Source organism: Allobacillus halotolerans (assembly GCF_018967645.1).
GTDB lineage: Bacteria > Bacillota > Bacilli > Bacillales > Alkalibacillaceae > Allobacillus > Allobacillus halotolerans.
This window is the reverse complement of the sequence record NZ_JAHLZF010000026.1, coordinates 17676-30017: the sequence shown is the minus strand read 5'-3', so window position 1 is coordinate 30017 and position 12342 is coordinate 17676. Positions and strand designations below refer to the sequence as shown.

At 43.3% G+C, this 12342-nt stretch carries 12 protein-coding genes; 7 read left to right on the top strand and 5 right to left on the bottom strand.

What is annotated here, in order from left to right; translation table 11 throughout:
* From KQ486_RS13035 to KQ486_RS13025, 3 genes are all read right to left on the bottom strand, one after another.
* On the bottom strand, positions 1–389 hold a 389-nt coding region (locus KQ486_RS13035), incomplete at its 3' end, for a transposase (RefSeq protein ID WP_216687010.1).
* A gap of 91 nt (positions 390–480) precedes the next feature.
* Positions 481–684 (bottom strand): hypothetical protein, encoded by a 204-nt coding sequence (locus tag KQ486_RS13030; protein ID WP_216687889.1) that lies wholly within the window; start codon positions 682–684, stop codon positions 481–483.
* Between the two features lie 72 nt (positions 685–756).
* Positions 757–2826, bottom strand: coding sequence for a catalase (locus KQ486_RS13025; RefSeq protein WP_216687888.1), 2070 nt, complete (start codon positions 2824–2826; stop codon positions 757–759).
* 169 nt (positions 2827–2995) lie between these two features.
* Between KQ486_RS13025 and KQ486_RS13020 the strand changes: the two genes are divergently transcribed.
* The 6 genes from KQ486_RS13020 to KQ486_RS12995 all read left to right on the top strand — a co-directional run bounded on the left by KQ486_RS13020 (position 2996) and on the right by KQ486_RS12995 (position 9655).
* Complete coding sequence (locus KQ486_RS13020; protein ID WP_144161679.1) at positions 2996–3928, top strand: nucleoside hydrolase; 933 nt, start codon at positions 2996–2998, stop codon at positions 3926–3928.
* A gap of 19 nt (positions 3929–3947) precedes the next feature.
* Positions 3948–4856: a ribokinase gene (gene rbsK / locus KQ486_RS13015; RefSeq protein WP_216687887.1), complete on the top strand. Its 909-nt coding sequence runs from the start codon at positions 3948–3950 to the stop codon at positions 4854–4856.
* Positions 4849–5748 (top strand): DMT family transporter, encoded by a 900-nt coding sequence (locus tag KQ486_RS13010; protein WP_216687886.1) that lies wholly within the window; start codon positions 4849–4851, stop codon positions 5746–5748. The genes rbsK and KQ486_RS13010 overlap by 8 nt, the downstream gene beginning before the upstream one ends.
* A 34-nt stretch (positions 5749–5782) precedes the next feature.
* A complete protein-coding gene (locus KQ486_RS13005; protein WP_246569334.1) occupies positions 5783–6265 on the top strand; it encodes a small multi-drug export protein in 483 nt (160 codons plus the stop codon).
* A 138-nt stretch (positions 6266–6403) separates the two neighbouring features.
* Positions 6404–7519 (top strand): NAD/NADP octopine/nopaline dehydrogenase family protein, encoded by a 1116-nt coding sequence (locus KQ486_RS13000; protein ID WP_216687885.1) that lies wholly within the window; start codon positions 6404–6406, stop codon positions 7517–7519.
* Between the two features lie 600 nt (positions 7520–8119).
* Complete coding sequence (locus KQ486_RS12995; protein WP_216687884.1) at positions 8120–9655, top strand: BCCT family transporter; 1536 nt, start codon at positions 8120–8122, stop codon at positions 9653–9655.
* Here KQ486_RS12995 and KQ486_RS12990 read toward each other — a convergent pair.
* Positions 9591–10040 carry a hypothetical protein gene (locus KQ486_RS12990; RefSeq protein WP_216687883.1) on the bottom strand — a complete coding sequence of 150 codons (450 nt, stop codon included), beginning with the start codon at positions 10038–10040 and terminating at the stop codon, positions 9591–9593. The genes KQ486_RS12995 and KQ486_RS12990 overlap by 65 nt on opposite strands.
* 9 nt (positions 10041–10049) lie before the next feature.
* The gene (locus KQ486_RS12985) at positions 10050–10901 is read right to left on the bottom strand and encodes a YitT family protein (RefSeq protein ID WP_216687882.1); all 852 of its coding nucleotides are present in this window, start codon (positions 10899–10901) and stop codon (positions 10050–10052) included.
* Between the two features lie 274 nt (positions 10902–11175).
* Between KQ486_RS12985 and nagA the strand changes: the two genes are divergently transcribed.
* Entirely contained in the window at positions 11176–12342 is a 1167-nt protein-coding gene (gene nagA / locus KQ486_RS12980; RefSeq protein WP_216687881.1) for an N-acetylglucosamine-6-phosphate deacetylase, read from the top strand.

The following is a 12342-nucleotide window of genomic DNA, read 5'->3' as shown; positions in this document are numbered from 1 at the left end:
TTACCACACAGCTCTTCTACAATCTTGCCTACTTTCCGTGTTGAAACACCATTAATAACCATCTCTAACATACTTAAAACGAGAGCCTGATCTCTTCTTTCGTAGCGTTCGAATACACTTGGTTCGAACTCTCCATTGCGCGTGCGTGGAACTAATAGTCTCAGTTCAAATGAGCCGATCATATAGCCACGCTCATAAAAACCATTACGGTAATCGGTTCTTAGGTCATTCCTTTCGTACTGGCTAGCTTTTAAATACTCTTCCTGTTCTTTCAACATTATTTCATTTAACACCATCACAAGAGCAGACTTTAGTACGTCATCCAGCTTTGAATCCATTACCTTTTCTTTTAATTCATCGATATTTAGGCTAAAATTAACTTGGGTCATCTTTCTCATCCTCCTAAAGTATTTTGTGGTTGAAATCACTTTAACACAGGAGAGAAAGATGACCTATTCTTTTTACACAATTATATGGACTTTATCCAGCTGATTTTGACACAGGGCGTATATATTTCGGATTCGGGTCCATAAATAGCCGAGACGGTCGCATAAATCCCGTAACAGGTCGCATATTCGCATGGAGTGGGAGCATATCGACAATCAGTGGGCGCATATATTCAAGGTTAGGGCGCATATCCCAAAAGGTAGGGAGCATATCCCCAAGGGTAGATCGCATATCCAAACGCACCCACCTCAACCAAAATCCCAATAAGGAAAAAGGACAAGAGCCGAAAACCGGCTCTTGTCCTTTCTTCTATGTTCGATTCCAAAAGCGTTGTTGTGCAATGGCGGAGATGAAGTCTTCTCCGAAATCTGGGTTGTCTTCGGCAAAAATGACGCCGGCGAGGTTGTTTTGTTCGGTGGCTTGGATGTAAAAGCTGGCGCCGGTTGCGACTCCGATTGGTTTGTATCTGCGGTAAGCTTCGTTGACGAAGTGTAAAATTTCCTGGTTGAATTTTCCTTGGTTTTTTGCTTCACCGCCGACAACATAGAGCGAGTCGTATAGGACTGGGTAAGTGGTGGTGAATGTTTCGTTGACTTTGATTTTTGTGCCATCTGAAGCGACAGCTGGGTTTAATGTTTCGCTGACCACATCGAAGAAAACGCCTTGCTGTTCAAATAAGTCGGTTACATACCGGACTTCATCACAGTTAAATCCATCGCCAATCAGGATTCCGACTTTTTGGGTGTAGGCGTAGTGCGGCGTATTCGCCTGACTGATCGCGGGTGAGCTCCCTGTAACTGGTACGTGTGACTCTTTTGGTGGATGGACTCCAATCGCTTCGGCTATTTTTGTTGCCATGCCGTGGTCAACGTTTGCCCACATTTCAATATTTTGTTGTCGTACGAATTCACTCTCTACACTACCGAGGTGGAAGATAAACGTGTCGACGAGATCTTGTTTTTCCACCGGCGATAAGCTATTCCAGAAAAAACGGGCTTGAGAAAAGAAATCTTTAAATGAATCGCTTGGGACTTCTCGGGTGACGTGCCCATCTACTTTTTGAGGATAATGTACATAACCGCCTTCTTCCCACGAGGCTTCAGATGGAGTATTGCCAGCAAGGGAATTATTATGATAATTTACTTTGTCGACATCGATGCGGTGTCGTTGATAGCTGTCTCGTAGATTATAATTTTTTGGAGCAAGTGGTTTGTTGACAGGGATATCTTCAATATTGGCAGAATGCTGTCGATATAGTTCGGTATCACGATAAGCAATCGCTCTGCCTTGCAGGACAGGGTCATTCGTAAAATCGATACCTGGAATGAGATTTCCTGGGTCGAATACGGATTGTTCTTCTTCGGCAAAGAAATTATCGACCAATCGATTTAATGTCAGCTTCCCGACTTTTTCAACGGGAATGACTTCTTCCGGCCATAGTTTTGTATCATCGAGAATGTCAAAATCATAAGCGAACTGTTTTTCTTCTTCGATCAATTGAACTCCTAAGTCATATTCGGGATAGGCGCCTTTTTCAATGGCATCGATCAGGTCATGACGGTGATAATCCGGGTCAACCCCACCAATAATATTGGCCTCATCCAACAATAAAGAGTGAACGCCAAGTCGAGGAATCCATTTGAACCGGACAAATGTCTGCTTGCCTTCATCATTAATGAAACGGAAGGTGTTGATCGGCCAGCCTTCCATCATGCGCCAGCTTCTCGGCCGCCCGCGCATCGACATGAGCCACATGACCATATGAGCGGATTCCTGGTTGTTTGCAACGTAATCCCAGAAGCTATCATGAGCAGTCGTCGCTTGCGGCACATGGGTTTTTGGATTTGGTTTGGCTGCATGGGTAACATCCATGAATTTCATCGCATCGGCTAAAATAAATACAGGGAATTGGAGGGCGAGCATGTCATAGTTTCCTTCTTGTGTGTAAAATTTCGTCGCAAAGCCACGAATATCGATTGCCGTATCTTTTGAGCCTTTGCTGCCGATGAAGTTGGAAAACCGCACAAAGGTAGGTGTTTTACAGCCGGCTTCTTGTAAAAAGTGCATTTTCGTCAAATGCTTTAATGACTTGTATGTTTCAAATTCACCATAAGCGCCAAATCCCCTGGCGTGAACAACTTTTTCGGGAATTCGTTCGCGGTTAAAGTGGGTCTGTTTTTTATAAAAATGAAAATCTTGCAGTAATGTCGGTCCGCGTCTGCCGGCTCGTAGCGTTTGTTCATCATTGGAGATTTTTTTGCCATTTTCATCGGTCATTTTCTTGCCAGGACCTGTATTTTGATGACGGTATTCATCCAGTTGCTCTTGCTTCGGATTTCGATAGTCTGAGTGGCGGTGTTGTTCTTTATCCTTATCCACTGAATCACCCTTCTTTACAAAATATTTTCATCCAATGAAATCATATGACGGGCAAATGGGCTTTATTCGATTAATTTTCTTGAGGTGTTTTCACGTTGGAATTGTGCTTTTGACAGCAAGCTTATATACTAAATGAACAAACAATTGATTGAATCAAGGAGTGGTTTTCATGACAACAAAAGAAAAAGTCATCTTGGATTGTGACCCAGGTCATGATGATGCGATTTCAATTATTTTAGCGACGTTACATGAAAAAATTGATATTGTCGGCATTACGACGGTCGGCGGGAATGTCAGTGTTGAAAAAACAACGAAAAATGCGTTGAATATTTCTGATTTGGTCGGATTGGATGTACCGGTTGCCATCGGAGCGAGTCGTGCACTCACGAAGCCGCTTTCGGTTGCTGAATCCATCCATGGTGAATCCGGATTGGATGGACCTGAACTACCTGAAGAGCCGGCGCTCAAGCCAATCGACCAGCATGCGGTTGATTTTATTATTGAAAAATTGCTCGAGTCAGACGGGGACATTAAGCTTGTACCGACTGGCCCGCTTACCAATATCGCTTTGGCAATGATTAAAGAACCGAACATCATTCCGAAAATCAGTGAAATCGTCTTGATGGGTGGTGGAACGTTCGGGAACTGGACACCCGCAGCAGAGTTTAATATTTGGGTAGATGCGGAAGCGGCAAAAGTCGTCTATCAGAGTGGTGTGCCGATTCGGATGTTTGGCTTGGATGTGACACATCAGGCGTTGGCAACGAAAGAGGTTACGAAGCGGCTTCAGACAATCAACAATAAAGCAGCTGATTTCGTTGTAGAACTTTTGCAGTTTTTTATTCACACGTATAAAGAGGTGTTTGATTTCGATGGCGGTCCTGTCCATGATGCTTGTACGATTGCCTATTTGATCGACCCTAGCCTGTTTGAGTTCAAACATGTTCATGTCGATATTGAAACGAAGGGTGAGTTTACATACGGAATGACATGCGTGGATTTATTGGGAACAACAGGGAAAGAACCGAATGTTTATTTTGCTGAAACATTGGATGTCGACCGGTTCTGGGATCTATTTGATCAGACATTGCAAAAGTTTTAACGCGAAAGGAGGAAGTCTCATGAACGTTCTTGTGATTGGAAGCATTAACATGGATTTGGTTTTAAGTGTGAAAGAGATTGTGAAGCCTGGGGAGACGACGACGAGTACTTCGTATACGACGAATTTCGGTGGAAAGGGCTCGAATCAAGCGGTTGCTTGCCGCCATTTAGGTGCGGATGTTTCTTTTATCGGAAGTGTTGGTACAGATGAATTTGGCGATGCGATTATGGAAAACTATGATCAGCTAGGCATTGAAACGTCTGGAATTTTAAAAGAAGGACAAACGGGAATTGCGATGATCCAAGTGAATGAAGTCGGTGAAAATTCAATCGTGCTCGTTCCAGGGGCGAACCATCAAGTGTCGAAAGCGGAAATCGATCGTCATCGTTCGCTGATCGAAGCTTGTGATGTGGTGTTGATGCAGCTTGAAATTCCAATCGAAACCGTTGAATATGGCATTGATCAAGCGAAAGCTTTGGATAAAAAGGTCGTCTTGAATCCAGCGCCAGCCAACGAGCTTTCACGAGAGGCCCTTCGTAAAGTTGATTTATTGACACCGAATGAAATCGAATTAGCTGGCTTGTCTGGTTTACCTGTTCATGATTTGGAGCATGCTGAAGCGGCCGCCAAAATGCTTTTAGATGAAGGTGTTGGTGAAGTTGTCGTCACATTGGGCCGACACGGTTCGTTATTGGTCACAAAGGAAGAAAGTTTTTATGTAGAAGCTAGCGATGTTAACGTCGGTGATACAACGGGCGCGGGTGATGCCTATAATGCAGCATTGGTGACAGGATTGAGCGATGGGTTGCCGATTAAACAAGCGATGAAGCTTGCGACGAGGGTAGCCGGATATACGGTCAGTGTGAAAGGGGCACAGCCAGAGCTATCGTCCATGACGCATTTTTTGAAACAGGTGGAAAATGACTAAAAACAAATCTGTTATTAGTGTTTCGCTTTTATTGCTGCTCAGCTTGTTATGGGGATCTTCTTTTCTGTTTACGAAGATCCTCGTGGAAGACCTGCACCCGGTCAGTCTAATTTTTATCCGTTGTTTATTCGGCCTTGTGATGTTGGCACCGATTCTTTATTTCAAAAGAATTTCGATCAAACGAAAATTGACGTTTACGTTTGTCAGTTCTCTCAGTCTCGCGGCAGGGATTCCTTGGATGTTGATGGCCTTTTCACTAGTGTCTTTACATAGCTCGGTAAGTGGGATTTTGAATTCTTTCACATCGATTTTTACCTTTGTTTTATCATTGATCTTTTTGAAAGTTAAACCACTTGCTAACCAACTCGTCAGCCTTGTGCTTGGGATGATCGCATTGATCATTCTATTTCTCGACACGCTCCAAGTGGATGCATTCGGCTTTTTCAGTGTTGGTTTAATGCTGACGTGTACGCTTTGTTATGCGACGAATTCCATTATTGCGGGGCGGTTTTTCCAAGGGATTTCACCGTTTGTGTTAGGTTTTTATACGTTGTTATTCGGTATGATCATTAACGGCATTCCGACGATATTCATTCAACCGGAAGTGTTTTTATTGTTGGGATCTTGGGACATCCTAATCCCAGTAGCCATTCTTGGATTTTTAAGCTCTGGTCTTGGCTATGTGATTTTTTATCAATTAATTGAAAACGGCGGTCCTGTTTATGCGACGTTTGTGACCTTTTTGATTCCATTCGTCTCTGTGTTACTCGGTGTCGTCGTGTTGAATGAACCGTTTCGTGTGTACATGATTATCGGTGGTGTCATGATTTTCTTTGCGCTTGTCGCGATGAATTGGCATCTGTTTACGAGAAGAAGTATTAAAGTCACCTAAAGTAATTTTAGGTTCAAATAAGGAGGACGAGTACATGACATTTTTATTAGACATCTGGGATTATCTACTTGTTTTCCTATTGGCGGCTGTTCCTTGGTTTGAAATTGGGTTAATTATCCCTGTCAGTATCCTTGCCGGAATGAATGCGTTTTGGGTGGCCATTCTAGCATTTTTCGGAAATTTACTGACCGTCTATTTGCTGATTGTCTTTTTTGATCGATTAAAAGGATGGTTCTTTAGAAAGAAAAAGAAGGAACAAAGCGATCAAGAAGAAGATTCAGGTCGTTATGCGCGAGCGAACCGGATGTGGGATAAATATGGTGTTTCTGGGTTGTTGCTCGCAGGACCGTTTTTAACGGGATCGCATATTGCGGCTGGTGCAGCGATTGTTTTCGGAGCCACAAAAACCAAAACATTGTATTGGTCAACGATTAGTTTGGGACTATGGACACTAGTTTTTACAATCGGATCGATCTATGGTCTCGGTTGGTTAACGGACGTCAATCTTTCATTTTGATCAGGAACATTGACGATAAAAGCAGGATTTTCGGTGTTTTTGACGAATTGAAACAAAAGAGGAAGCTTGTAGGGATCAATGAAAAATATAGTTAGCCATCCTATTTGCGATGATGACCCAGATGGAAGGGGGAAGACGATGAACAAACGAGTGACTGTCATCGGCATGAATGAAGTTGGATTGGCAGCTGCTGCCGACTTAACGCAACGTGATTTCGAGGTTACTTTATTCAATTTTGGCCAAGGCGATGAAGGATTGAACGGGATTCACCAGGAAGAGGGAGTCTATTTCAATGGCGAATGGGTTTCTTTTTCAAAAGTTGTTAATGATGTTGAAGACGCCTTATCTGCTTCGTCACTCGTCTTGATTGCCGATTCGGCGAATTACATTGACCATTTAGCAGAAATCTGTGCACCATTTTTAACTGAAAATCATCGACTCGTATTTCTCGGGCATGGATCACTTGCCAGTATACGTTGGACGCGGCGATTGAGAGAGTTAGGAGTCGAGACGAACATACCAGTTGGCGAAACACATTTGCCACCTTATGAAGCAAAAATGGATGAACATACAATGGAAGTGGAATTATTGTTACGAATAAAAACGCTTCTGTTTTCTACATATCTAACTGAGCATGAAGATGAATTTTTCCGTGAAATCCGTCTAGTCTATCCAGGCATTGAAAAAGCGACGAATAGTTGGGAAGTACTCCTGAATAACTTGCTTCCTGAAACGATCGTCGTACCGCTGTTATCAAACTTAGCAAAGTTTAATCAGGAAGATCTGCAATTTCAACTATATCCGGACGGCATCTCTGCGTCAGTCGTGAACATCCTTCAAGAAGTGGATGAAGACAGACAAAAAATTTGCCGGGCATTAGGAATTGAAGCCAAATCGCTCGAGCGGCGTCTCGTAGAAACAGGCTATGCGAAACCACTGGATGAATTGATCGACCAACTTAAAGAAAGCGACGTCCTGAAAAAGAAAGCGATCGTCCCAATTGAAGCAAACAAGCAGTTGTTGGAAGGACTGCATTTTGGCGTCGTTCCATGGGTGGACGTAGCCACTATGCTAGAACTAGAAACACCAACGCTCAATGCTTTGTTGCACCTCGGCTCGGTTTCACTGGATCGATTGCTCGTTCAAGAAGGACTGACACTGGATAAGATCGGTTTGTTTAATGAAACAGCTTATACATTGACGACTGCGGTTCAAGAAATCGAAGAAGCAGATGAACCACTTTCTTTGCAGTGAAACTTCACATAATGAAATGAGAAGAGCAACCAAGAGATTATACATACACTTTTGAAGAGCAAAACGAAGGATGAGAACAAGATTATGAAACGAGTAAGTAAGCACTGACCACGGTCGGTGCTTTTTTGTGTGCATGCAAAAACGTTAATGTTGAAGTTCGTGGAGTTAACACTGAAGTTCGCTGAATTAACCCTGAAGCTCGTGGAATTAACACTGAAGAAGTGTAAATTAACCCTGAAGCTCGAGGGATTAACCCTGAAGCTCGTGGGTTTAACACTGAAGGAATGAAAATTAACCCTGAAGCTCATGGGATTAACCCTGAAGAGATGAAAATGAACGCTGAAGCACGTGGAATTAACCCTGAAGCTCGTTGAATTAACCCTGAAGAGATGAAAATGAACACTGAAGCTTGAGGGATTAACCCTGAAGAAAAGCAAATTAACACTGAAGAAATACATTTAAGGCGAGGAAATTAATTATTCGAGTGCGAAAGCCTTGTATGGGAAAGACCACTAGCCCAAATAAAAAATAAAAATGTTTCTTTTCTACTGAACTTGGCAACTAGATGATTAGAAGATGTTCGTAGAAAGTGGTGAGACAATGAAAGAACTGTTCGCGAAAATGAAGACACAAATCGTATTCATCATTTCAGCAATCATTATTTTTATGTTAGTCATATGGGGGCTCATCGGCCCGAAATCAATGGAATCCATCACAACCACATTGATGGATGGTATGACAAAGCATCTCGGTTGGTTTTATGTCGCTGCGACAGCCTTCTATGTTGGGTTCTGTATTTACTTAGGTGTTGGCCCGTATCGAAAAATGAAGTTAGGCAAGAAGCATGATGAACCGGAATATTCTTATTTTACTTGGATCGGTTTGTTGTTTGCGGCAGGTATGGGCGTAGGCTTAGTGTTTTGGGGATTTGCTGAGCCACTTTCACATTACATTACTGCACCTGGAGCAGCAACTGAACCGGAAACGGAGGAAGCAGTCCGCCATGGCTTATTGTTGGGTGTTTTCCATTGGGGAATTCAACCATGGGCGATCTATGCCATTGTGGCACTTGGTTTAGCTTTTGCAAAGTACAGAAAAAATCTACCGGGTTTGGTCAGTTCAGCATTTTATCCATTGATTGGAAACCAAATTCACGGTTGGCAAGGAAAGACGATTGATATCATTGCCATTGTCGCGACAACAGTAGGTATTGCGACATCGTTCGGATTAAGCACAATGCAATTTGGAAAAGGCTTATCCGAAGTGTTTTCATTACCTGATAATAACTGGATGATGGTCGGAATCGTTGTCGTTATTACGGTTATTTTCCTTACATCTGCATTAACCGGTTTGGATAAAGGGATGAAGTACTTAAGTGTCGGGAACCTTTGGCTATCAGCAGTCGTTTTGATTGCTGTTTTATTGATCGGCCCGACGGTTTTTTTACTCGAACATTTGTTGAAAACGATTGGTGACTACGGCGCTAATATTTTCCAATACACGTTTAATACGACACCTTATTCTTCAGACAACCAATGGATGGGTGATTGGACGTTATTTTATTGGGCTTGGATTATTTCTTGGAGTCCTTTCGTGGGCACGTTTATCGCACGTGTGTCAAAAGGCCGCACGCTCGGTGAATTTATGCTCGGTGTACTCGTCGTTCCAACAGCAGTGACGATTGTTTGGTTTGTCGTCATGGGCGGCACCGGACTGCATATGGAGCTAATGGGACAAGCAAGTTTCGCTGAAGAAATCAAAAATACACCAGAAGTTGGGTTGTTCCGTGTGTTGGAACAACTACCGATGGGGCAGATACTTTCCGTTCTTGGGTTAATTTTAATAGGAATCTTTTTCATCACGTCAGCAAATTCAGCCACTTATGTCCTCGGTGTATTTTCGGAATCCGGTCGGTTGAATCCCGGAAAAAAAGTCTTACTGACATGGGGATTGCTGATCTCTGGAATTGCCACTGTTTTACTGTTAAGTGGAGGCCTACAAGGACTACAAGCGATTGCGACGATTACCGCTTTCCCATTTGGGATTATCATTATCGTGATGATCTTCAGTATCATTCACTCACTACGACAAGAAGGCCGTGAAAAACAGAAAGTTGAAGAGAAAGAAGATTGGTAGAATTGGAGTATGTGAGTTTGAAAGTAGGTGTAGGTTGATCAGCAGTTGAAGCGCGTTTATCAGCAGTCAGCCTGCGTTTATCGACAGTTGGCGCGCGTTTATCAACAGTCAGCGGGTGTTTATCGACAGTTGGAGCGCGCTTATCAACAGTTGGAACGTGTTTATCAACAGTTAGAGCGCATTTATCAGCAGTCAGCGGATGTTTATCGACAGTTGGCGCGCGCTTATCAACAGTTAGGCAGTCTTTATCGACAGTTGGCGGGCGTTTATCAGCAGTCAGCGGGTGTTTATCGACAGTTGGAGCACGCTTATCAACAGTTAGGCAATCTTTATCGACAGTTGAAGCGCATTTATCAACAGTCAGCCCGCCGATTTCAACAGTCAACCCACCCGGCTATTTTTTGTGGCCTTTATATCCACGCCCATAAACTTCTTGAACACGGTGGACGGTGATGTAAGCATCTTGGTCAATCGTGTCGACAATTTTTCGCAACCGGACGATCTCTCGTTTGTTCACGACGATATACAATACTTGTTTGTTCATTTTTGAATACCCACCGCGGCCTTCGAGTACGGTGACTCCTCTGGCCATTCGTTCGGTGATGACTTCTAGTAACTCTTCGGATTTGTTGCTGATGATCATGACAGCGCTTCGGGCATTCGGTCCTTCTAACACCATATCGATCACTTTCGCACTAATGTAGACGGCGACTAATGTGTACATGGCTCGCTCTTGGCCGATGACAAAGGCTGAACCGGCAATGATCACTAGGTCGATAAATAACACGACACCGGAGACACTGAAACCGAACACTTGGTGCATGATTTGTGCAATGACGGTTGTTCCACCAGCAGTTCCGCCTGATCTAAGCATAAGTCCAAGACCTAATCCGATGAAAACACCAGCAAACAATGCAGCAAGCAATGGATCATCCTCAATCGGACTACTCCACCCCTCTGTCACTAATAAAAATACAGCTACTGAAACAACCGATAGCGCTGTGTATGTTAACGCTCGTTTCGTGAAAAACTTGTAGCCGACAATGACTAATCCAGCGTTGAGGGCAAAGTTAACCACACCAGGTGACCAGTCAAAAAGGTATACGAGAATGACGGTTAGGCCGATGACACCACCTTCAGAAAGCATGTTCGGAATGATGAAATAATTGACACTGAAGGCAAGAACAAAGGCACCGATCAATACAAAACTTATGTCTCTAATGAGATTCCAGTGGCGTTGCTGCATGTTCAGTCCTCCCTATATGTAATCCAATTCGTCCAAATCGCATGTTTTTTCATTATAATACATTGATTTCAGAAAACAAACGGATGACCTGCCGTGATTGTTTTTTGATAGCTTGTCCTCGTACTTATGTGAGTTTGACAACCACGCGAATAACGAAATGCCTAAGCGGTTTTTTACTACTTTTTTGATAGGATAAGTGGTACAATTTAAGAGTAAGTTGTTTCATACATACGATTGATCTATTGGAATTTTTCATAAAAAAGAGGCGATTGTTGTGGACCAATTGTTGATCAAAGGTGGCCGAGTTGTTGGACAAGAGCAAGTGTACCAACCTGGCTATATACTTGTGGAGGATAAGAAAATTAAACGTGTCGGTCCGATGGAAGAAGCACCGGACGATCAAGTTGTTCGAGTGATTGAACTGACTTCGGACCAAGTGGTTTTTCCAGGGTTTATTGATATTCACATCCACGGAGCGAACGGCTATGATGTCATGGATGGAACAATGGAAGCTTTGGATGAAATGACAGCGGTCTTGCCGCAAGAAGGAACGACAAGTTTTCTGGCGACGACCATTACAGAAAGCAAGGAAGCGACCGATCAGGCACTTCAAAATGTCGCCCGGTTCGTTGATACAGACTATACAGGAGCGGAAATTTTAGGTATTCATTTAGAAGGCCCGTTTATCAATGAAAAAAGAGCGGGAGCACAGCCCGTCAAACATATTTTACGACCTGATTTGAATCAATTCGATGCTTGGCAGGAGCACGCCAATGGATTTATTAAAGTGGTCACGCTGGCACCTGAAATGGAAGGTGGCCAAGAGTTCGTCAAGCATTTGAGTGACAGAGGGGTCATCGCATCGATCGGCCATTCGGATGCTAGCTATGAAGATGTTCAAAAAGCAGAACAAAATGGTTTGAAGCATGCAACCCATCTATTTAATGGCATGCGTGGTATTCACCATCGTGAGCCTGGTGTTGCAGGGTCTGTCTTTTTGAGTGATCAACTAAAGGCAGAAGTTATTTTTGATGAAATTCATGTCAATCCAACGATGGTTCAGCTCGCTTATCAAAACTTGGGTGTTGAGCGCTTGATGTTGATTACCGATTCGATGCGCGGGAAGTGCTTGAAAAATGGCATTTACGATTTAGGTGGACAGGAAGTCACACTCCAAGACGGTGAGGCGCGCTTAGCGGATGGAACGCTCGCCGGAAGTGTCTTGAAAATGAACGAAGCGGTGAAAAATGCGGCTCAGTTAAAGCCGATGGATCTCATGAAGCTTGCACAATTATCTTCTGGAAATGTTGCTAAATCCTTAGGGGTTGATCATTATAAAGGGGCCATTCGAGAAGGTTTCGACGCCGATCTTGTAATTTTGAACGAAGACTTTGAAGTGAGAAAAACAATTTGTAGAGGTCAGTTGACCATCGAAAAATAA

Excerpts from the sequence above, each read along its gene's own strand:
- KQ486_RS13020 (WP_144161679.1), top strand. The coding sequence starts at position 2,996 with ATGACAACAAAAGAAAAAGTCATCTTGGATTGTGACCCAGGTCATGAT.
- rbsK (WP_216687887.1), top strand. The coding sequence starts at position 3,948 with ATGAACGTTCTTGTGATTGGAAGCATTAACATGGATTTGGTTTTAAGT.
- KQ486_RS13010 (WP_216687886.1), top strand. The coding sequence starts at position 4,849 with ATGACTAAAAACAAATCTGTTATTAGTGTTTCGCTTTTATTGCTGCTC.
- KQ486_RS13005 (WP_246569334.1), top strand. The coding sequence starts at position 5,783 with ATGACATTTTTATTAGACATCTGGGATTATCTACTTGTTTTCCTATTG.
- KQ486_RS13000 (WP_216687885.1), top strand. The coding sequence starts at position 6,404 with ATGAACAAACGAGTGACTGTCATCGGCATGAATGAAGTTGGATTGGCA.
- KQ486_RS12995 (WP_216687884.1), top strand. The coding sequence starts at position 8,120 with ATGAAAGAACTGTTCGCGAAAATGAAGACACAAATCGTATTCATCATT.
- KQ486_RS12985 (WP_216687882.1), bottom strand. The coding sequence starts at position 10,901 with ATGCAGCAACGCCACTGGAATCTCATTAGAGACATAAGTTTTGTATTG.